At 69.0% G+C, this 21,546-nt stretch carries 16 protein-coding genes and 2 pseudogenes; 8 read left to right on the top strand and 10 right to left on the bottom strand.

Annotation, left to right across the window (positions count from 1 at the left end):
• Positions 1–7: 7 nt before the first annotated feature.
• Both WT26_RS16140 and WT26_RS16135 read right to left on the bottom strand, forming a co-directional pair.
• Positions 8–1,183: a vWA domain-containing protein gene (locus WT26_RS16140; protein ID WP_059530991.1), complete on the bottom strand. Its 1,176-nt coding sequence runs from the start codon at positions 1,181–1,183 to the stop codon at positions 8–10.
• Positions 1,184–1,210: 27 nt separating this feature from the next.
• Positions 1,211–2,052 (bottom strand): annotated as a pseudogene (locus tag WT26_RS16135) (AAA family ATPase).
• Between the two features lie 246 nt (positions 2,053–2,298).
• Between WT26_RS16135 and WT26_RS16130 the strand changes: the two are divergent.
• Entirely contained in the window at positions 2,299–2,658 is a 360-nt protein-coding gene (locus tag WT26_RS16130) for a c-type cytochrome (RefSeq protein ID WP_021158557.1), read from the top strand.
• Positions 2,659–2,697: 39 nt separating this feature from the next.
• Complete coding sequence (locus WT26_RS16125; RefSeq protein WP_027786804.1) at positions 2,698–3,057, top strand: c-type cytochrome; 360 nt, start codon at positions 2,698–2,700, stop codon at positions 3,055–3,057.
• Positions 3,058–3,148: 91 nt separating this feature from the next.
• On the opposite strand, the gene WT26_RS16120 is transcribed toward WT26_RS16125, so the two are convergent.
• Positions 3,149–3,583 carry a DUF1841 family protein gene (locus tag WT26_RS16120; protein WP_059530997.1) on the bottom strand — a complete coding sequence of 145 codons (435 nt, stop codon included), beginning with the start codon at positions 3,581–3,583 and terminating at the stop codon, positions 3,149–3,151.
• Between the two features lie 198 nt (positions 3,584–3,781).
• On the opposite strand from WT26_RS16120, the gene WT26_RS16115 reads away from it, so the two are divergent.
• A complete protein-coding gene (locus tag WT26_RS16115) occupies positions 3,782–4,708 on the top strand; it encodes a DMT family transporter (RefSeq protein WP_069273262.1) in 927 nt (308 codons plus the stop codon).
• Between the two features lie 46 nt (positions 4,709–4,754).
• Here WT26_RS16115 and nth read toward each other — a convergent pair whose 3' ends face one another.
• A complete protein-coding gene (gene nth, locus WT26_RS16110; protein ID WP_069273261.1) occupies positions 4,755–5,399 on the bottom strand; it encodes an endonuclease III in 645 nt (214 codons plus the stop codon).
• Positions 5,396–6,388 (bottom strand): electron transport complex subunit RsxB, encoded by a 993-nt coding sequence (gene rsxB, locus WT26_RS16105; protein WP_069273260.1) that lies wholly within the window; start codon positions 6,386–6,388, stop codon positions 5,396–5,398. Before rsxB ends, nth begins: the two co-directional genes overlap by 4 nt.
• A gap of 156 nt (positions 6,389–6,544) precedes the next feature.
• Between rsxB and WT26_RS16100 the strand changes: the two genes are divergently transcribed.
• Positions 6,545–7,177 carry a TetR family transcriptional regulator gene (locus WT26_RS16100; protein WP_059531008.1) on the top strand — a complete coding sequence of 211 codons (633 nt, stop codon included), beginning with the start codon at positions 6,545–6,547 and terminating at the stop codon, positions 7,175–7,177.
• A 78-nt stretch (positions 7,178–7,255) separates the two neighbouring features.
• Here the strand turns inward: WT26_RS16100 and WT26_RS16095 are convergent, their stop codons facing one another.
• On the bottom strand, positions 7,256–8,716 hold the full coding sequence (locus tag WT26_RS16095; protein WP_069273259.1) for a polyhydroxyalkanoate depolymerase: 1,461 nt from the start codon (positions 8,714–8,716) through the stop codon (positions 7,256–7,258).
• 211 nt (positions 8,717–8,927) lie between these two features.
• A complete protein-coding gene (locus tag WT26_RS16090; protein WP_059732958.1) occupies positions 8,928–10,757 on the bottom strand; it encodes a glycoside hydrolase family 15 protein in 1,830 nt (609 codons plus the stop codon).
• 162 nt (positions 10,758–10,919) lie between these two features.
• Between WT26_RS16090 and WT26_RS16085 the strand changes: the two genes are divergently transcribed.
• On the top strand, positions 10,920–12,167 hold the full coding sequence (locus WT26_RS16085; protein WP_155774661.1) for a lactonase family protein: 1,248 nt from the start codon (positions 10,920–10,922) through the stop codon (positions 12,165–12,167).
• Positions 12,168–12,245: 78 nt separating this feature from the next.
• Here the strand turns inward: WT26_RS16085 and WT26_RS39065 are convergent, their stop codons facing one another.
• From WT26_RS39065 to WT26_RS16075, 3 genes and pseudogenes are all read right to left on the bottom strand, one after another.
• Positions 12,246–12,407, bottom strand: a complete 162-nt coding sequence (locus WT26_RS39065; protein ID WP_420480941.1) for a DNA translocase FtsK — start codon at positions 12,405–12,407, stop codon at positions 12,246–12,248.
• A 98-nt stretch (positions 12,408–12,505) separates the two neighbouring features.
• Positions 12,506–17,024, bottom strand: a pseudogene (locus WT26_RS38440) (DNA translocase FtsK); the annotation flags it as partial.
• Between the two features lie 201 nt (positions 17,025–17,225).
• Entirely contained in the window at positions 17,226–17,768 is a 543-nt protein-coding gene (locus tag WT26_RS16075; protein ID WP_069273256.1) for an META domain-containing protein, read from the bottom strand.
• Positions 17,769–17,992: 224 nt separating this feature from the next.
• Between WT26_RS16075 and purT the strand changes: the two genes are divergently transcribed.
• From purT to WT26_RS16060, 3 genes are all read left to right on the top strand, one after another.
• A complete protein-coding gene (gene purT, locus WT26_RS16070) occupies positions 17,993–19,207 on the top strand; it encodes a formate-dependent phosphoribosylglycinamide formyltransferase (RefSeq protein ID WP_069273255.1) in 1,215 nt (404 codons plus the stop codon).
• 69 nt (positions 19,208–19,276) lie between these two features.
• Positions 19,277–19,657, top strand: coding sequence for an MliC family protein (locus WT26_RS16065; RefSeq protein ID WP_059531031.1), 381 nt, complete (start codon positions 19,277–19,279; stop codon positions 19,655–19,657).
• A 294-nt stretch (positions 19,658–19,951) separates the two neighbouring features.
• The gene (locus tag WT26_RS16060; RefSeq protein ID WP_081333737.1) at positions 19,952–21,484 is read left to right on the top strand and encodes a DEAD/DEAH box helicase; all 1,533 of its coding nucleotides are present in this window, start codon (positions 19,952–19,954) and stop codon (positions 21,482–21,484) included.
• Positions 21,485–21,546 lie beyond the last annotated feature (62 nt).

The following is a 21,546-nucleotide window of genomic DNA, read 5'->3' as shown; positions in this document are numbered from 1 at the left end:
GCCGCCGTTACTTGCTGAGTGCGCGCATCGCGGTTTCGAGGCCCGCGAGCGTGAGCGGATACATGCGATGGCCGAGCAGGTCGCGAATCACCGCGACCGACTGCCGGTATTCCCATAGCCGCTCGGGCTCCGGGTTCAGCCATGCATGATGGGGGAACTGGTCGGCGAGGCGGCGCAGCCACACGGCGCCGGCTTCCGGGTTGTTGTATTCGACCGAACCGCCGGGCTGCAGCACTTCGTACGGGCTCATCGTCGCGTCGCCGACGAAGATCAGCTTGTAGTCGGGCGTGAACTTGTGCAGCACGTCCCACGTCGCGGTGCGCTCCGAGTGGCGGCGGCGGTTGTTCTTCCACAGGTGGTCGTACACGCAGTTGTGGAAGTAGAAGAACTCCAGGTGCTTGAATTCGGCCTTCGCGGCCGAGAACAGCTCTTCGGTACGCTTGATGTGATCGTCCATCGAGCCGCCGACGTCGAGCAGCATCAGCACCTTCACGTTGTTGTGGCGCTCGGGCACCATCCGCAGGTCGAGCCAGCCCGCGTTCGCGGCGGTGCTGCGGATCGTGCCGGGCAGGTCGAGCTCCTCGGCGGCGCCTTCGCGCGCGAAGCGGCGCAGCCGCCGCAGCGCGACCTTGATGTTGCGCGTGCCGATCTCGACGGAATCGTCGTAGTCGCGGTACGCGCGCGCCTCCCACACCTTCACCGCGGTGCGGTTGCCGTTCGACGGGCCGCCGATGCGCACGCCTTCCGGGTTGTAGCCGCCGTGCCCGAACGGCGACGTGCCGCCGGTGCCGATCCACTTGTTGCCGCCTTCGTGGCGCTCCTTCTGCTCGTCGAGCAGTGCCTTCAGGCGCTCCATCAGCTTGTCGAGCCCGCCCATCGCCTCGATCTGCGCCTTCTCCTCCGGCGACAGCTCGCGCTCGAGGCGCTTTTCGAGCCAGTCGAGCGGAATGTCGAATGCTTCGGACGGCAGCGCGGACACGCCGTGGAAATACGCGCCGAACGCCTGGTCGAACTTGTCGAAGAACTGCTCGTCCTTGACGAGCGTCATCCGTGCGAGGAAGTAGAACGCGTCGATCGACGGCGAGATCAGCCCGGCCTTCAGCGATTCGAGCAGCGTCAGGTATTCCTTCACCGAGACGGGCAGCTTGGCTGCGCGCAGCGCGTAGAAGAAATTGAGCAGCATGGCCGGGCCTTCGCGGGTGAGGGGGCATTACCGGTTGTGCCGGTTCATGTAGACGAGCCGTTCGAGCAGGCTCAGGTCCTGCTCGTTTTTCAGCAGCGCGCCTGCGAGCGGCGGCACGATCTGCTTGCGTCCACGCCGCGCAGCGCGTCGGCCGGGATGTTCTCGGCGAGCAGCAGCTTCAGCCAGTCGAGCAGCTCGGACGTCGACGGCTTCTTCTTCAGGCCCGACACGCCGCGCAGTTCGAAGAAACTCTCGAGCGCCGCGCGCAGCAGCTCCTCGCGGATGTCGGGGAAGTGCACCGCGACGATCTTCTGCATCGTCGACGGGTCGGGGAACTGGATGTAGTGGAAGAAGCAGCGGCGCAGGAACGCGTCGGGCAGTTCCTTCTCGTTGTTCGACGTGATGATCACGAGCGGGCGGTGCTTCGCACGGACCGTTTCGCGCGTCTCGTACACGTGGAATTCCATCCGGTCGAGCTCGCGCAGCAGGTCGTTCGGGAATTCGATGTCGGCCTTGTCGATCTCGTCGATCAGCAGCACGCTCGGGTGCCCGGCATCGAACGCCTGCCACAGCACGCCCTTGACGATGTAGTTCGAGATGTCCTTCACGCGCTCGTCGCCGAGCTGCGAATCGCGCAGCCGCGACACGGCGTCGTATTCGTACAGGCCCTGCTGCGCCTTGGTGGTCGACTTGATGTGCCACTGCAGCAGCGGCATGTCGAGCGCGGCGGCCACTTCCTCGGCGAGCATGGTCTTGCCGGTGCCGGGCTCGCCCTTGATCAGCAGCGGGCGTTGCAGCGTCAGCGCGGCATTGACCGCGAGCTTCAGATCGTCGGTGGCGACGTAGTGCGAGGACCCTTCGAAACGCATGGCGGCGCTCTTCTCAATCGGGGAAAAAAACCCAGTATAAGTCAGAAGGGCTGTCCGGTTGGGCCGCGCCCGCGTATCGTTGCGGGGCTGTGGCGGGGCGAACCGGGGCGCCTTATGGACGCGTTCCCTGCCGACGCGGTACAATCTGGCCGTTTTTTTTTGGCCTGCGTGGCGACCGACAAGCAAAACGGCGCGGGCCGTTGCCGCTTCGGCGCCAGTTTCCCCTCAAGCTAGGTTACAAGAGCTATGAACAAATTCGTCGGCAAACACGTCGTTGTCGCAGCGCTCGTGGCGCTCGCGGGCAGCGCGCAGGCGGCCGGTGTGGTCGGCAACCCGAAGGACGGGGCGAGCAAGGTCGCCATGTGCATCGGTTGCCACGGCATCCAGGACTACCGCGCGGCGTACCCGGAGGTCTACCGGGTGCCTGTCCTCGGCGGCCAGAACCAGCAATACCTCGAGAACGCGCTGAAGGCCTACCGCAAGAAGGATCGTCACTTCCCGTCGATGAATGCGATCGCCGGTTCGCTGACGGACCAGGACATCGCGGATCTGTCGGCGTACTACGCCGCCCAGAAGGCCGACTCGAAGGACAACCCCTACAAGTAAGCGCGCGCCGCCGATCTCTCCGGCGGGACAGGAGCATTCATGAACAACGCATTCAAGACGGCGGCGGTTGCACTGGCGGCCGGCCTCGCGATCGGTACCGCGCACGCGGCGGACATCACGAAGGGCAAGGAACTGGTCGAATCGCACAACTGCGCCGCCTGCCACGGCGCGCAGATGAACAAGCCGATCAACGCCGAATATCCGCGCCTCGCCGGCCAGCATGCCGACTACCTCGTGTGGGCGATGCGCCAGTACCAGATGGGCCTGACGAACCCGCTGCTCGGTCGCAACAACGCGATCATGCAGGCACAGGTGCAGAGCCTGTCGGTCAGCGACATGAAGGACATCGCGGCCTACATCGAGTCGCTGAAAGAAACCGATCTCGTGTTCAAGAAGTAAGCGCGACGGGCCCGGCGGGCCCGCGCAGCGAGGATACCCCGCCCCGGCGGGGTATTTTTTTGTCCGCGCCCGCAGGGCGCCGCGGCGGCGCTCAGTCGCGCGATGCGCGGCGCAGGATGCGCTGCAGGTACGCGTCGGTATCGGGCGGCGTGTTCGTGCGCTGGGCTTCCCAGATCGTCTCGCCGAGGCATTCCATGATCACGTGCTGCGCGTCGTGGGTCGAGTCGAGCCTGGCCGCGAGCTTGTCGTGCGCGGCGCGGATGCCGGGCGGCTGGTCGATCGACAACTGCTCGCTGATCGCGAGATGCATCGACAGGTGCAGGAACGGGTTCGTGCGGCCTTCCTCGGGCGTGTACTCGCGCGCGGCGGCGCCATCGGCATCGGCGAGTTCGGCGTGGTATTCGGGATGCTCGACGATCCAGTCGGCTGCGATCGCTTCGAGCGGCGTCAGGATCTCGCCGGCGCGCTGCTTGCGCCAGGTCTCGGTGAAAAAGCGACGCACTTCGTCGCGGCTTGGATTGAACATGGTGGGGAAGCGTCGTGATTCGGACGGCTTGATGCCGCGTCGCGCATTGTACGCCGGGACGGCGGGCGGCGCTGGCGGCGGGGGCGGGCGCGACGGGAAGCGGGGCGGCCGGGCGCGCGGGTAAGCGCGGGCTGGGCGGCGCGCCGAGCCGCCGATACACTCCTACGATTTCGGTATTTCGTCCACGTTCGCGCCGTCATGTCCTCCGCCCGTCCACCCTCCGCCGCCCTGCAGGGCACGCTCTACGTCGCGCTGTCCGCCGCCGCGTTCGGCGCGATGGCGATCTTCGGCCGCTACGCGTACGCGGCCGGTGTCGACGTGCTCGGGCTGTTGATCGTGCGCTTCGCGATCGGCGGCGCGGTGCTCGCCGCGATCGCACGGCATCGCCGCGTCACGTGGCCGCGCGGGCGCGCGCTTGGCTCTCTCGTCGCAATGGGCGCGCTCGGCTACGTCGGGCAGTCGTTCTGCTACTTCAGCGCGCTGCAACACGCGCAGGCGAGCCTTGTCGCGCTGCTGCTGTACCTGTATCCGGCCTTCGTCACGCTGCTGGCCGCGTGGTGGCTCGGCGAGCGCCTCACGCGCGCGAAGGCCGTCGCGCTCGTGCTGTGCGTCGCGGGTTCGGCGCTGATGGTCGGCGGCGGGCATGGCGAGCCGCTCGGGATCGCGCTCGCGCTGGCCGCCGCGGTGATCTATTCGCTGTACATCGTCGGCGGCACGAAGGCGACGCGCGGCGTCGATCCGCTCGCGACCACCGCGATCATCTGCCTGTCGGCGACCGCGACGCTCGTGGCGATCGCTGTCGTGCGCGGCACGGCGTTCGGCGCGCCGCCGCGCTGGCCCGCGACGGCCGGCGGCTGGGCGTCGATGCTTGCGATCGCGCTCGTGTCGACGGTCGCGGCGATGCTCGCGTTCTTTGCCGGGCTCGAACGGCTCGGGGCCGCACGCACGTCGATGCTGTCGACGCTCGAACCGGTCGTGACGGTTGCGCTCGCGGCCCTGCTGTTCGGCGAAGCGCTGTCGCCGCTGCAGTGGGCGGGCGGCGTCGCGATCCTGGCTGCCGTGCTGGCGCTGGTGCGCGCGGGCGGCGCGGCGGCCGACGATGCGACCGCGACCTCCAACGCCTGATCGGGGCGGGTCGCGTGGACCCGGGGCCGCGGCTGCGCGCGGCGGGTCATTCAGTGGGCGGTGGCGTCTTCGGCCTGAATTCGCACAGCGGCTCGATCGCGCAATGCCAGCATTCGGGCTTGCGGGCCTTGCACACGTAGCGCCCGTGCAGGATCAGCCAGTGATGTGCATCCTGGAGGAACTCCTTCGGCGTGAACTTCTCGAGCGCGGTCTCGACGGCGCGCACGTCCTTGCCCGGCGCGAGCCCCGTGCGGTTCGCGACCCGGAAGATGTGCGTGTCCACCGCGATCGTCGGCTGGCCGAACGCGGTGTTCAACACGACGTTCGCGGTCTTGCGGCCGACGCCCGGCAGGCCTTCCAGCGCCTCGCGATCGGCCGGCACCTCGCCGTCGTAGCGGTCGAGCAGGATCCGGCACGTCGCGACCACGTTCTTCGCCTTGGTCCGGTACAGGCCGATCGTCTTGATGTACTCGGTCACGCCTTCTTCGCCGAGTGCGACGATTTGTCGCGGGGTGTTCGCGACCGGAAACATCTTCCGCATCGCCTTGTTGACCGATACGTCGGTCGCCTGGGCGGACAGCATCACGGCGATCAGCAGCTCGAACGGCGTCGAGTATTCGAGTTCGGTGGTCGGGTGCGGATTGAGGCTCTGCAGCGTTTCGTAGATCGCGCGTCGTTTGCTGGCGTTCATGGAGCGTTCTGGTCGGGCGGTGCGGACGGGCCGCCGGGGCCGTCGTTGCCTGCGTCGTTCTTGTCGTCGTTGCCGCTCGCGGCCGCTGCATCGGCGTCGCGTCGGGCCTGCTGTTCCGCGAGCCGCTTGCGGCGCGCCTCGGCCGCGTCGATCTGCGCCTGGACGGCCGCGCTCACGCCCTCGGTGTTCTTCGGTCCGGCACCTTGCCCGGACAGTTCTTCCTTCTTCTTGCGCGCACGCTCGAGCGCGGCGGCGATGATCGCGCGCTTCTTCGCTTCGGCGTCGTCCGTGGCCGGTGCGGCGGATGGCGTTCCCGAGGGGGCCGCGGCCGGCTTCGCGGCGCTGGCCGCGCGGCGGGCGGCCGCGCGCGCTTCGGCGGCTTCGCGCTCGCGGCGCTGGCGCGCGAGCCGCAGGTCGTGGCGTTCGCGTGCGGCATCGGCCTGTTCCTGCGACCACGCGTCCCAGCCGGTGCGTTCGCCGGTCACCGGCAGCATCGCGATGCAGTCGACCGGGCAGGGCGGCACGCACAGGTCGCAACCCGTGCACAGCGACTCGACGATCGTGTGCATCTGCTTCGGCGCACCGACGATCGCGTCGACCGGGCATGCCTGCATGCACAGCGTGCAGCCGATGCACAGGCTTTCGTCGATGAAGGCGACGGCGCGCGGATGCTCGCTGCCGTTCACGGGGTTCAGCGGAATCACGGGCTTGCCGAGCAGGCCCGCGAGGCGTGCAATGCCTTCGGCGCCGCCGGGCGGGCACTGGTTGTAGTTCGCGTCGCCGGCGGCGATTGCCTCGGCGTACGGCCGGCAGCCGTTATAGCCGCACTTCGTGCATTGCGTCTGGGGAAGCAGATCTTCGATGCGATCCGCGAGTGTTTTCGAGTCGGTCACGGTGACAACGGGCGCAGCGGCGCCGAATGGCTCTCGGCCGCTTCGGGCGCGGCCGGAAAGGTTTGCCAAAGCTCGATTATCGCCGATTTCCCGCATTGCGCTGGACGCCGTCTGTGCGCATAATCGAACCGCTTTTTTGCAGGGGCTCAGCAGGAGGGCCGCCGCTTGCGGCGAGCCCGTTCCAGGGCGGCCGGCGCCGAGGCGGTGGGGGTGCCGGTCCGGATCAAGCGGCTCACATAGCAAAACGCCACCATGAATCAGCCAAAAATCAAAAGAGATCCTGAAGGTACGCGCCGCCGCATCCTGATGGCGGCAGCCGAAGAGTTCGCGAGTGGAGGGCTGTTCGGCGCGCGCGTTGACCAGATCGCACGCCGGGCCGAAACCAACGAGCGCATGCTCTATTACTACTTCGGCAGCAAGGAGCAGCTGTTTACGGCCGTGCTCGAACACGCGTTCTCCGCGCTGACCGAGGCCGAGCGCGTGCTCGACCTCGACGGCGTCGCGCCGGTGGAAGCCGTCACGCGGCTCGCGCATTTCGTTTGGGACTACTACCGCGACCATCCGGAACTGCTCAGGCTCATCAACAACGAGAACCTGCACGAAGCGCGCTACCTGCACAAGTCGACGCGGATCCGCGAGATGATGTCGCCGATCGTCGCGAAGCTCGGCAACGTGCTGACGCGCGGCCAGAAGGCCGGGCTGTTCCGCACCGACGTCGATCCGCTGCGCTTCTACGTGACGCTGTCGGGGCTCGGCTACTACATCGTGTCGAACCGCTTCACGCTCGCCGCGACGCTCGGCCGCGATTTCACCGACACCGAAGAACGCGCCGAGATGGTCCGGATGAACACCGAGGTGCTGCTCGCGTATCTGCTGCGTCGCTGACGAACGGCTTTCGGCCGCCGGATGCAAAAACGCCGCCGTGCGCTGGCACGGCGGCGTTTTTCGTCTGGCGCGCCGGCGTCAGGCCGCCTTGCGGGTGCGAGCGGGCTTTGCGCGCGTGCCGACGCGCTTCGCGGCGGGGGCCTTCGCCGGGGCGGCCGCAGCGGGCGTCTTCGCGCGCGCGCGTTTCGCGGCGGCGGTCTTCGCGGACCCGGCCGGCGCATTCGCGGCCGGTACGGCGGCGAGCGGCGCGGCCGGTTGCGCATCCGGGACATCCTTCGTCGCGCCGTGCTTCGGCTCCGGCGCATGCTCGCGGATGAAGTCGCGCAGTTGCGGATAGATGATCGTGCGCCAGCGGCGGCCCGAGAAAATCCCGTAGTGACCGCACTTCTCGGCGGTCAGGCTGCGGCGCTGGTCCTGCGGGATGCCCGTGCACAGCTCGTGCGCGACGTGCGTCTGGCCGCTGCCGGAGATGTCGTCGAGTTCGCCTTCGATCGTCATCAGCGCGGTGCGCCTGATGTCCTGCGGGCGCACGCGCTCGCCTTCGACATCCCACGTGCCCTCGGCCAGCCGGAATTCCTGGAACACGACGCGGATCGTCTCGAGGTAATACTCGGCGGCCATGTCGAGTACCGCGTTGTATTCGTCATAGAACTGGCGGTGCGCTTCGGCGTCTTCCTCGTCGCCGCGCAGCAGGCTCTGGTAGAAATCCCAGTGCGACTGCGCGTGCCGCTCCGGGTTCATCGCGACGAAACCCGTGTGCTGCAGGAAGCCCGGATACACCTGGCGGCCTTCGCCCGGATAGTTCGCGGGCACCGTGTGGATCACGTTGTTCTCGAACCACGCGGTCGAGTGCTGCGTGGCGAGCGAATTCACCGACGTCGGGCTGCGGCGCGCGTCGATCGGGCCGCCCATCATCGTCATCGTGAGCGGCGTGTCCTCGCCGCGGCTCGCCATCAGCGAGATCGCCGCGAGCACCGGCACCGTCGGCTGGCACACCGAGATCACGTGCAGGTTGCGCGCGCCGATGTGACGGATGAATTCCTGGATGTACGCGATGTAGTCGTGCAGGTGGAACGGGCCGACCTCGACCGGCACCATCCGCGCGTCGATCCAGTCGGTGATGTACACCTTGTGATCCTGCAGCAGCGTGCGCACGGTGTCGCGCAGCAGCGTCGAGTGGTGGCCCGACAGCGGCGCGCAGACCAGCACGACGGGCTCGTCCTTCAGCTGCGTGACGGCATCGGCGTCGTCCGAATAGCGCTTGAAGCGCAGCAGACGGCAGAACGGCTTCTCGATGATCGTCTGCTCGACGATCGGGATGTTGTGGCCGTCCTTGACGATCTGGTGAAGGTTGAATTCGGGCTTCTCGTAGTCCTTGCCGAGCCGGTACATCAGCTCGTACGCGGCGGCCATCCGCGGCGCGCCCGGCATCAGCGAGAACGGGCTGGACGGATTGGCGAACGATTTGGACGCGGCCTGGGCCCAGGCCGTCAGCGGGCTCAGCATGGCTCGCTGGAATTCGTGCAGTTGGTAAAGCATGCAGACTACTCCCGCGTGGGGGACGGTGCGCAAGGGCGGCGTGGGGCGTCGCGGCGTGCCGTGTGGGTCAGCGACCGGCCATGTTGCACTGCAGCCGGACAATCGCGTCGATCATATCGGACAACGATGGGTGGTGCAATGCAACATTTCCCCGATTTTTCATCAAAGTTTTGCGATTTGACGTTCTCTGAACAAGCCGCCCGCGCCCCGTTCAGCGCCCCGTGGCGACGGCCGGTGCCGGCTGGCCGGCCGCGCGCGCCATCGCGTCTTCGTGGTGCATCAGGTTCATCGCGGTATGCACGAGCGCCACGTGCGAGAACGCCTGCGGGAAGTTGCCGACGAGCCGCCCGGCCACCGGGTCGTACTCCTCCGCGAGCAGCCCGAGATCGTTCGACAGCGCGAGCAGCCGGCTGAACAGGCGGTGTGCGTCGTCGATCCGGCCCAGCAGCGCATAGTTGTCGACCAGCCAGAAACTGCACGCGAGAAACGTGCCTTCGCCGGGCGGCAGGCCGTCGTCGTATTCGGTCGTGCGGTAGCGCATCACGAGCCCGTCGTGCAGCAATTCCCGCTCGATCGCTTCGACCGTGCCGACGATGCGCGGATCTTCCGGCGGCAGGAAGCCGAGCAGCGGCATCAGCAGCACGCTTGCGTCGAGCTCGTCGCTGCCGTAGCTCTGTGCAAACGCCTGCTTGCTTTCGTGCCACGCGTTGTTGCACACGTCGGCATGGATCTGCTCGCGCAGCGCGCGCCAGCGGTCGAGCGAGCCGGGCAGCCGGAACATCTCCGCCGACTTGATCGCGCGGTCGAACGCGACCCACGCCATCACCTTCGAGAACGTGAAATGGCGGCGGCCGCCGCGCGTTTCCCAGATGCCTTCGTCGGGTTCCCGCCAGATCTTCTCGAGATGGTCGAGCAGCGCGCACTGCACCGACCACACCGTGTCGTCGGCCTGCAGGCCGCCCACGCGCGCGAGGTGCAGCGCGGCCATCACCTCGCCGAACACGTCGAGCTGGAGCTGGTTCGCGGCGCCGTTGCCGACGCGCACCGGCTTCGAGTCCTGGTAGCCGGGCAGCCAGTCGAGCTCCATTTCCGGCAGCCGGCGTTCGCCGGCGATCCCGTACATGATCTGGATCTGTTCGGGCGAGCCGGCCATCACGCGGCCGAGCCACGTGCGCCATGCGCGCGCCTCGTCGTAGTAGCCGCCGCGCATCAGCGCGAGCAGCGTGATCGTCGCGTCGCGCAGCCAGCAGTAGCGGTAGTCCCAGTTGCGGTTGCCGCCGATCTTCTCGGGCAGCGACGTGGTCGGCGCCGCGACGATCCCGCCGGTCGGCTCGTACGCCAGCGCCTTCAGCGTGATGAGCGAACGGCGCACGGCCGCCGCGTAGCGGCCCTGCACCTGGCAGCGGCCCGACCATTCGAGCCAGTAGTTCTCGGTGCGCGCGAGCATCGACAGCGGATCGCGTGCGGGCGGCAGCCGCATGTGCGACGCCGCATAGCTGAGCGAGAACGGCACGCGTTCATCGGCGTTCACGGTGAATTCCGCGAGCGTATGGAGGTTCTTGCCGGTGAGCGGCACCGGCGTGCGCAGCACGACGGTGTCGGGGCCCGCGATCGCCTTCATGCCGTCCTCGCGGGTCAGTTGCGTGACCCACGGAATCGAGAAACCGTAGTCGAAGCGCAGCACGAGCTCCATGCGCATCTTCATCGTGCCGTGGCGGCCGATGACGATCCGCACCAGCTCGGACCAGCCGTTGCCGGGCGGCATGAAGTCGACCACGGTGACGGCACCGTCGGCGCTTTCGTAGTCGGTTTCGAGAATCAGCGTGTCGCCGCGATAGCGGCGCGACGTGTGCGTGATCGCGGCGTCGGCGGCCGGCGCGAGCAGCCAGCGGCCGTGCTCGGGGGTGCCGAGAAGCGCCGCGAAGCAGGCGCCCGAATCGAAGCGGGGCCAGCACAGCCAGTCGACGGAGCCGTCTTTGGCGACCAGCGCGGCGGTATGGCCGTCGCCGACGAGCGCGTAGTCTTCGATCAGGGCAGGCATGGGCAGGCGATCCTTGTTACGCGTTCACTATCCGGACGGCGGTAGCCGGGCTTCACGTCCCGGCTTCGCGCCCCGTATACTCGGCCGGGCGGCGGAGCGCGTATACGGCCGGCGTTTCGTCCTATCTCAACACTTGAAGCGACTCGATGCAAGGAGGATTCAATGCCCAACCGTTTACGCGAGCGTGACGCACGCGCTTCGACACGAGGGTTCCCGCTTAGGCTCGCTCACTGGATGAAAGGTTTCGCGATCGTGCTCTCCCTTTCCGCGACCCATGCGTTCGCGCAACAGTCCGCGACGGCGCCCGCGGACGGCGTGTACAACCTGCTCGTCGGCACCTACACGGGCGGCGGCAGCGACGGGATCTATGTTTACCGCTTCGATACGAAAACCGGCAGCGTCGCGCCGGTGTCGTCGGCGAAGACGGTCAATCCGTCGTACCTGTTGCCGAGCCGCGACGGTCGCACCGTCTACGCGGTCAACGAACTGCCCGGCGACGACGGGCCGGCGTCGCAGCGCGGCGGCGTCAGCGCCTTCCGCTTCGACGCGAAGACGGGCGCGCTGAGCTTCATCGACCGCGTGTCGTCGGAAGGGAACGATCCTTGCTATCTCGCGCTGTCGCCGGACGGCAAGTACCTCGTGACGGCCAATTACTCGGTCGCGAAGGATCCGGGCGGCAGCTTCGCCGTGTTTCCGCTGCGCGACGACGGCGCGGTCGGCCAGGCCGTGCTGACGGTGCACCACGAGGGCACGGGGCCCGTGAAGGGGCGCCAGGACGGCGCGCACGTGCATTCGACGGTGTTCTCGCCCGACGGCCGTTACCTGTTCGTGCAGGATCTCGGCGCGGACAAGCTCTACGGCTATCGCTACACGGTGGACGGCAGCCGCGGGCTGATCAGCCCGACCGACACGCGCTACACGCCGGTCAAGGCGGGCTCGGGCCCGCGCCACATGGTGTTCAGCGCCGACGGCCGGTACGCGTACGTGACGAGCGAGCTCAACGCGGCGGTCGAGGTGTTCGGCTATCACGACGGCAAGCTGACGCCGGTCGAGACCGTATCGATGACCGCGCCGGGCTTCAAGGGCAAGGTCGGCGGCGGTGCGATCCACCTGTCGCCGGACGGCCGCTTCCTGTACGTGAGCAACCGCGGCGATGCGAACGACCTGGTGATCTACGCGGTGAACCAGGCCGACGGCCGGTTGAAGCCCGTCGGCCGCCAGTCGAGCCTCGGCAAGACGCCGCGCGAGTTCCTGATCGACCCGACCGGCAAGTGGCTGATCGTCGGCAACCAGGACAGCGATACGTTCTACGTGTTCAGGCGCGATGCGGAAACCGGCAAGCTCGACGCGAACCCGCAGAAGGTGGCGGTCGGCAAACCGGTCGACTTCAAGCTCGTTCCGGCGCTGTAAGACGCTTTACGCCGTAGATGCACGAAGGGCGCTGCCGATGCAGCGCCCTTCGTGCTTGTGGGGGGCGGAGCGCGTCGCTTACTCCGAGGCGGCCGGCACGAGCACCTCGCGGCTGCCGTTGATGCCCATCGGCGACACGAGCCCGGCCGCCTCCATCTGCTCGACGAGGCGTGCGGCGCGGTTGTAGCCGATGCGCAACTGCCGCTGCACCGACGAGATCGACGCGCGCCGCGTGCGCACGACGAACGCGACGGCTTCGTCGTACAGCGGATCGGCCTCCGCGTCCGGCGCGTCGCCGAACAGGTCCTGCGTCGCGCCGTCGGCGGCCGGGCCGTCGAGAATCCCTTCCTCGTACTGCGGCTCGCCGAACTGTTTCAGGTACTCGACGATCCGGTGCACTTCCTCGTCGGCGACGAATGCGCCGTGCACGCGCTGCGGATAACCGGTGCCCGGCGGCAGGAACAGCATGTCGCCCATCCCGAGCAGCGATTCCGCGCCCATCTGGTCGAGAATCGTGCGCGAGTCGATCTTCGACGACACCTGGAACGCGACGCGCGTCGGGATGTTCGCCTTGATCAGGCCCGTGATCACGTCGACGGACGGGCGCTGCGTCGCGAGGATCAGGTGGATGCCGGCCGCGCGCGCCTTCTGCGCGAGACGGGCGATCAGTTCCTCGATCTTCTTGCCGGCCACCATCATCAGGTCGGCCAGCTCGTCGATCACGACGACGATCAGCGGCAGCGTCGATAGCGGCTCGGGATCCTCGGGCGTCAGCGAGAACGGGTTGCCGATCTTCTTTTCCTTCGCTTCGGCATCGCGGATCTTCTGGTTGAAGCCCGCGAGGTTGCGCACGCCGACGGCCGACATCAGCCGGTAGCGCTTCTCCATCTCGCCGACGCACCAGTTCAGCGCGTTCGCCGCGAGCTTCATGTCGGTGACGACCGGCGCGAGCAGGTGCGGGATGCCTTCGTAGACCGACAGCTCCAGCATCTTCGGGTCGATCATGATGAGCCGCACGTCCTCGGGTGTCGCCTTGTACAGCAGCGACAGGATCATCGCGTTGATCGCGACCGACTTGCCCGAGCCGGTCGTGCCGGCGACGAGCATGTGCGGCGCCTTCGCGAGATCGGTGACGACCGGATGGCCGGTGATGTCCTTGCCCATCGCGATCGTCAGCTGCGAGGCCGAGTGCTGGTACTGGCGCGACTCGAGGATTTCCGACAGGCGGATCATCTGGCGCTTCGCATTCGGCAGTTCGAGGCCCATGCAGGTCTTGCCGGGAATCGTCTCGACGACGCGGATCGACGTGAGGCCGAGGCCGCGCGACAGGTCCTTCATCAGCCCGACGATCTGGCTGCCCCGCACGCCGAGCGCGGGTTCGATCTCGAAGCGCGTGATCACGGGGCCGGCCGACGCGCCGACCACCGTCACCGGTACCTTGAATTCCTGCAGCCGCTGTTCGATGACCTGCGCGGTTTGCGCGAGGTGTTCGTCGGTGATCGTTTCGATGTCGTCGGACGCGGGTTCGAGCAGGTCGAGGGTCGGCAGTTCGACGTTGAACGTCGCGGGCGCGTGGAATTCGAACGCGTTCGGGCGCGGCTGGGGTGGGGGCGGCGCGGCAGGGGCGGCATCGGGCGTCGGGGCGGCGATCGTTGCCGTGGGCGCTCCGGGCATGGACGTGCCGACGATTGCGGCGGCGGGCGCAGCCGGGCTGACCGGAACGGCTGCGGGTGCTGCCGGCGCGTCAGGCGCGGCGAATGCCGTGGCGGCAGGCACTGCAACGTGCGTCGGAGCGACCGTCGCCGTAGCGGGCGTCGCCAACGTTGCTCCGACGACTGTAGCAGCAGGCGTAGCAGCGGCTGTCGAAGCGGCCGTGTTTGCCGCCGGCACCGAGGGAGTGGCGATTGCCGCGGCGGGTGCTGCGACCTGCGCCGGAACGGCCGCCGCCGCCGCGGGTGTCGTCATCGTCAGTGCCGACGCACCGCCGATTACAGCGGCGGGTGCAGCGACAGACGCCGGAGCGGCAGCCATCGACGACGGCTGCGCGGGCGTGGCAGTTGTCGTGGCAGCGGAGTCGGGTTCTGCAGCGGGCGTTACGCGTGCCGACGTGTCGACGATTGCGGCGGCAGGTACCGCGACGGGCGCCGGAACGGTGATCGTCGCAGCTTGAGAAGCGGGTGCAGCGGCGGCGATTGCAGCAACGGTCGCCGTCGGGGTTGCCTGAGTGGAAGTTGTTGCCGCAGGCGTTGAGGGCGCAGCCGTGCCCGATGTCGCGGACAGGCCGTACAGCGACGGCGTGGCTGGCGTCGAGGACGGAAGCACGGGTGCAGTCGAAACGACCGGGGCAACCGGCGAGGGGGCTGCGGACGTCGGCGGGACGGTGGGCAAGACAGTCCACCCGCTTGCGATGGGCGGCTCCGACGGTTGTGCCGTCGCACTTGCGACTGCCGGTTGCTTGGTTGCGCCGGGCAGCCCAGCTGCACCTGCGGCGGGCGAATTCGTCAACGTCGACCAAGCGGGCGCGGCCGCCGGTGCGGGCACCGGTTCCGCGGCCGGTGAAGCGAACGACGGCGTCATGGCAGGTTCGACCGCCACCGAAGAGGGGAGACCTGCGCCCGCATTCTCGGACTTCGCTGCGCGATCGGTATCGCCCGGGCCCGCGGTCATTGCAGCCGCAGCGGCCGCGAGCGCGGCCGGTTCGATGGCGGACGCGTCGCCCGTTGCGACAGGCGTCGGCGCGGCCGCGGCGAGCGTACCGGCCGGTTGCGCCGTCGCGCCGGACGCGTGCGGCGGCGTAGTCGTTTCGGTCGCGGCCGTCGTCGCAACGGATGCGAAGGCCTCCGGGGCGGCGATGGATTCGGCACGCGACGCGTCGGCAATCGACGGCGCGACGACGTTTGCCGTCGACGCAGGCGTCACGGCGCTCGCTTCGACGGCTGCCGGCTTCGGAGGCGGCGCGGTTTGGGCGGCGTCCGACGACACTTCTCCGAGCGGCGAGACGGCCGACGCGGACGCGTCTGCGGCCTGCGTGGCGGCGACGTTCGTCGCGATCTCGGGGGCGTCGCTCGTCATGCCGGCCGGCGTGAACGTATCGGCCCCGGGGGCATCGGCGTTGCGCGCGACGGCAGCGGTTTCGACGAAGACCGCAGGAGCGGCATCGATTGCCGACTGCGCGGCCTTGGCCGATTCGGCCGGCTGAAGGAGCGCGCCGATTGCCCAGGCCGGCGTCGTGGCGGCGTCGGCTTGCGGCGCAAGCGACGGCGTGTCGACCGCAGGCGCGTCGGCAGGCACTGCGTTGGCCGTTTCCGTCCCGGCGATGTCTTCCCACGGGGCGAGGTCGATCGGGGCGTCAGTTTGCGGCACGGATTGCGTATCGGGCGTCGTCGCGGAGCCGGTTTCGATTTCCTGAGCGGCGTTGTCGGCGCCCGCAATGATCGGCGTGTCGGCAACGGCATCGGTCGCTGCGGCGATTGTGCCCGGCGCTGCGTCGACCGTCGCTTCCGGTGCCGATGCTTCGACGCCGGCTGTCACGATGGCGTGCGCTTCGGAGCGGATCTCCGGCACGGCGGCGTCGGCCGGCGCGAACGCAGGCAGCACGATTGCACCGTCGTGGCCGATGTCCGCCTTGAGGTCGTCGGCAATGCGGACGGATTCGTCCGTCTCCACGGCGGATGGCACGGAAACCGGCCCGGCGGACTCCGCCGGCCACATCGACGCAGCGGCGCCTGCCGCCGCGGCTGCGCCGGCCAGCGGCGCAGCCGCGCGTGCGGCTTCGGCCGGCGTCGCGTTGGCCAGCGACGCCCATTGAGCGGTGCTGGCCTCGATCGAACGCAGCGTGTCGTGCACGCTCGGCGCGGGGGTAATCGGCGTCGCGGGTTTTTCGGTCCATGCGTAAAGCGGCGCGCGCGCAGGCACGGCCGGTCGCTGGCGGGGTACGGCGGGCGGCACGGGGGCGGTCGTCGTCGCGGCAGGCGGGCGCGACAGCGGCCGTGCCGGCGCCGCGCCGGTCGGGCGGGGCGCGACGGTTGCGCGCGGCGCGACCGGCCGCCGGGGCTCCGCGGCAGGGCGCGCAGGCGTTGCCGGCGCCGGCCGGGGGCGGGCCGGCTCGAGCTCGAGCGGGGCCGGAGCGGGGCGCAGCGACTGGATGTTTGCTGCGGGGCGTGCAGGAGCCGCCGCGCCAACCGTGCCGGAGGTCGAAGAGGGCTTCGCCGGGCTTGCCGCGGGCGTCGCGGCCGGCCGGCTCGTCGGCGCGGGCTTCAGCCAGCCGGTGGGCGCAACCGGCTCGGTGTGCGGCCGGGGCGCCGTCTGGCCGCGCGTTTTCGGCCGCGCCTGCGGATCGGGTTTCCACAGCGTCGGGCGCGAGTACCGGCCGTTCTGGCGCGGCGCCATCGAATTGACGGTATGCGCGGTGGTCGGCTGTACGACGTCGTCGTCGCGATGCAGCGCGCTGCGCGGCAGGTCGGCAATGCCGCGCGCATCGTCGTCGCCGTTGCGCGACAGCCGAAGCCCGAACGACGTGTCGAGCCACGCGGCGACGCGCTGCCAGCCGACACCGGTCAGCCAGGGCAGCCCGGCGAAGAACAGCACGACCATCGCGACCGGCGTGCCGATCGGGCCGAGCACGTGGGCGAAGCCTGCCGAGAACGCATGGCCGAGCGCGTTCGTGTCGGGGCCCGACAGCGGGCTCGTCAGCGTGCAGCTGGCCACGAACACCGCGGCGAAGCCGAGCCACAGACGGATCGAGCCGCGGCCGGCGAGCCCGCCGCCGCCGGGCAGCATCGCCTGCACGAGACGCCAGAAGAGAAGGAGGAACCAGACGGCGGAGATGCCGAACCAGCCGAAGACAACCGTGTGCATGCTTTGAAACAGGAGTGGGGAGGGGCGCGCGGGGCGCGACCCGCCGAGTTTAACCGGCTGACGATGCAGAAGACTTTAAAAGACGATCAGACGCGCCGCCGTGGGGCGCGCGTGCGTGACGCTTCACGCGGCGGGACGCGGTTAGCCGGACGCGGTCGGCCAGACGCGGTCGGCTAGACGCCTTCCACACGGTCCGCGGCATTACGGGCCGCGGCGCGTGAAGGTCAGCGTCGCGCCGTCGTCGGTCACGAGCAGCAGCTGCTGCGGTGCGCGCATCTGCACGCCGGTCTTGTCGACGTGGGCGAGTGCATCGAGGTACGCGGGTTCGAGCTGGCCGCCCGTGCCGGCGCAGGCCATCCGCGTGCCGGCGAGCGGCCCGAAGCTCAACAGGCCGTTCTTGATCGCATAGGTGCCCATGTAGCGGTTGCAGCCCGAGAACCCGCTCGCGCGCCGGATGCCCGACTCGGTCGACAGCGCGAGCTTGATCGGCTCGCCGTTGTCGCCGTGCGGGATCGCGCGCTGCGTGCCGTCGGCGTTCAGCCAGCTGGTGAGTTCCCAGCTCGTGTCGTCGAGCAGCTGGACGGCGGCCGGGTTGTACGGGTCGGGCGCGGGGGCGGCGGAATCGGGGTGGGTCGGCATCGCGCAGGCGGCGAGAAGCGTGGCAAGCGTCAACGCGCAGAGCGGCGCGCGCAACGGGCGAAGCAGGCCGGTGCGTGCGTGTGCGGCTGCGAACAGGTGGGACATGAGCCTCGTTCCTCATCGGATTCTGATCAAGGCGTAAGAGTAACGCACCCGCCCCGCGTCAGGCGAGGCGACCGTGCGCACACGAAAACGTTCTCGGCCCGCCGGCGCGTCGCGCGCGGCGACGCGAAACCGGCCCGAATGCGGCCCGAACGCGGCCGGACCGGCGTCGATGCGCGTGGTAGCATCGCAGTCGTTTTCGTCCTCCACCAGAAGCGGGTAATCACATGCAGATCGGTCAGCGGCTCGGTACGCCGCTCTCACCCTCGGCCACGCGCGTCATGCTGCTCGGCGCCGGCGAGCTCGGCAAGGAAGTCATCATCGCGTTGCAGCGGCTCGGCGTCGAAGTCGTCGCGGTCGACCGCTACCCGGACGCACCGGGCCATCAGGTCGCGCATCGCGCGCACGTGATCGACATGACGGACGCCGCCGCGCTGCGCGCGATCGTCGAGGCAGAACGCCCGCACCTGATCGTGCCTGAGATCGAGGCGATCGCGACCGACGCGCTCGCGGCGATCGAGGCGGCCGGTCTCGCCGAGGTGATCCCGACCGCGCGCGCGACGCAGCTCACGATGAACCGCGAAGGGATCCGCCGGCTCGCCGCCGAGGAGCTCGGCCTGCCGACGTCCCCGTATGCGTTCGCGGATTCGTTCGAAGCGTTCAGCGCGGCCGTCGCGAAGATCGGCATGCCGTGCGTCGTGAAACCCGTGATGTCGTCGTCGGGCAAGGGGCAGTCGGTCGTGCGCGGCGAAGCGGACGTCGAACCCGCGTGGCAGTACGCGATGGCGGGCGGGCGCGTGAACCACGGCCGCGTGATCGTCGAAGGCTTCGTCGATTTCGACTACGAGATCACGCAGCTCACCGTGCGCGCGATCGATCCGGCGACCAACGCCACGCGCACCTATTTCTGCGAGCCGGTCGGCCACGTGCAGGTGGCGGGCGACTACGTCGAGTCGTGGCAGCCGCAGCCGATGTCCGCGGCGGCGCTCGCGCGCTCGCGCGAGATCGCGCACAAGGTGACCGAGGCGCTCGGCGGGCGCGGGCTGTTCGGCGTCGAACTGTTCGTGCGCGGCGACGAAGTCTGGTTCTCCGAGGTGAGCCCGCGGCCGCACGACACGGGCCTCGTCACGCTCGCGTCGCAGCGCCAGTCGGAGTTCGAACTGCACGCGCGTGCGATTCTCGGGCTGCCGGTCGATCCGACGCTCGGCTCGCCGGCCGCGTCGGCGGTGATCTATGGCGGCCTCGACGAGCGCGGTATCGCGTTCGAGGGCGTGCGCGACGCGCTGGCCGTGCCGGGTGCCGACCTGCGCCTGTTCGGCAAACCGGAAAGTTTTGCGAAGCGGCGCATGGGCGTCGCGCTGGCGACCGGCGCGACCGTCGACGAGGCCCGCGAGCGCGCGAAGCGTGCCGCGGCGGCCGTCAAGCCCGTTTCCGGGCGCTGACGCCGCGCGAACACCGGCGCGCCCGCGCGGGCGCGCCTCCTCGCAACAACGTCTCGTGAGAGGACCTGCATGATTCGTCAAACCCTCGCCGGGCTCCTGCTCGCCGGCACCGCCGTTTCCGTCGCGCATGCCGCGCAACTGACCGTCGAAGAGATCGATGCCGATTCGCGCCAGTTCGCCGTCTACCAGTGCGCGAACCAGAAACAGCCCGTGCGCGTGTCGTACTGGCTCGCGGGCAACGGCCAGAGCTTCGCGCTCGTGCCGGTCAACGGGAAGCAGATGCTGTTCGTCGACACCGTGTCGGCGTCCGGCGCGCGCTACCAGGCCGGCCGCTATACGTGGTGGACGAAGGGCAAGGAGGCGACGCTGCGCGACGAGATCGCCGACCAGAATGCGCCGCCGCTGCTGGGCGACTGTGTCCAGGTCGAGAAGAAAAAGAAGAAGGGGTGATGCGGGCGGGGCGGTTTGCCGGGGAGGATTCCCGGCCGAATCCGGACCGAACCTGCTTGCGGACCGTTGCGCCGGCCGCGGCGCCTGAGTGCCGGGTTTGAGCGCCGGGTTTGAATGCCCGGTTTGACCGCTGCGCCCGGCTGTCACGGACACGTGGCCGCGCAGTGCTACAATACGCCCCTTTCCGCCGGCATTCGCGCCGAACGGAGTCCGCACGGCCCTGGGCCCTGATGGTCCATCGCGCCAGAGCGGCGCCGCGCGGCGCGCCGCGGCTCCGTCTATTTCCGAATTGTGATGAGCGCAGGCCCGGCTGGCCTGACGCACGATGTCCCCGCCGCGCCTTTTGAGCGAAACGCCACCATGTCCGATTCTGTCGCCAAGCCCGTCGACGCAACCTTCGATCAATTCGGCCTTGCCGCCGATATCCTGAAAGCCATTGCGGAGCAGGGCTATACGACGCCGACGCCGATCCAGGCGCAGGCCATTCCGGTCGTGCTCGCCGGCCGCGACGTCATGGGCGCCGCGCAAACGGGCACCGGCAAGACCGCGAGCTTCTCGCTGCCGATCCTCCAGCGCCTGCTGCCGCAGGCCAACACGAGCGCGTCACCGGCGCGCCACCCGGTGCGCGCGCTGATCCTCACGCCGACCCGCGAACTCGCCGACCAGGTCGCGGCGAACGTGCATGCGTACGGGAAGCACACGCCGCTGCGCAGCGCGGTCGTGTTCGGCGGCGTCGACATGAACCCGCAGATGGCCGAACTGCGCCGCGGCGTCGAAATCCTGATCGCGACGCCGGGCCGCCTGCTCGACCACGTGCAGCAGAAGACGGCGAACCTCGGCCAGGTGCAGATGCTCGTGCTCGACGAGGCCGACCGGATGCTCGACATGGGCTTCCTGCCCGATCTGCAGCGCATCCTGAACCTGCTGCCGAAGGAGCGCCAGACACTGCTGTTCTCGGCCACCTTCTCGCCGGAAATCAAGAAGCTCGCATCGACCTACCTGCGCAATCCGCAGACGATCGAAGTCGCGCGCAGCAACTCGACGAACGCGAACGTCACGCAGATCGTCTACGACGTCGCCGAAGGCGACAAGCAGGCGGCCGTCGTGCAGTTGTTGCGCGATCGCGGGCTCAAGCAGGTGATCGTGTTCTGCAACAGCAAGATCGGCGCAAGCCGGCTGGCGCGCAATCTCGAGCGCGACGGCGTGGTCGCGTCGGCAATCCACGGCGACAAGACGCAGATCGAGCGGATGCAGGCGCTCGACGCGTTCAAGCGCGGCGAGATCGAGGCGCTGGTCGCGACCGACGTGGCTGCGCGCGGCCTCGACATCGCCGAACTGCCCGCCGTGATCAACTTCGACCTGCCGTTCAGCGCGGAAGACTACGTGCACCGGATCGGCCGTACCGGCCGCGCGGGTGCGACGGGCGACGCGCTGTCGCTGTGCAGCCCGAACGAGCGCAAGCAGCTGGCCGATATCGAGAAGCTGATCAAGCGTCCGCTCGAAATGCAGACGCTCACGCTCGACAAGCCGGCGCGCCATCGTCACGACGAGCGCGGCAGTGAGCGCGGCGGCGAACGGGGCGGCCGTCGCGAACGCGACGAACATCGCGGTGCGTCGGGACGCCGCCCGGGCGGCTCCGAGCGTGGCCATCACCGTCGCCACGAAGCGCCGGTCGACGATTTCTTCCTGAAGCCGTACGAGCCGTCGGCGCCCGCGAAGCAGCGGGACGACGCGCAGCCTGCGCAGCAGCCCGAGAAGAAGGGGCCGAAGCGTCAGGTCGCTGCGTTGCTCGGCGGGTTCGGGATGCCGCGCAAGCCGTCGGCGTAAGCGTAACAAGCGATCGGCCGCGATCGAAAGGTCGCGGCGAGGCGGGCGCATGCAGGCAGCAT

The organism is Burkholderia cepacia, assembly GCF_001718835.1.
Lineage (GTDB): Bacteria > Pseudomonadota > Gammaproteobacteria > Burkholderiales > Burkholderiaceae > Burkholderia > Burkholderia cepacia_F.
This window is presented reverse-complemented; position numbering and strand designations above follow the sequence as displayed.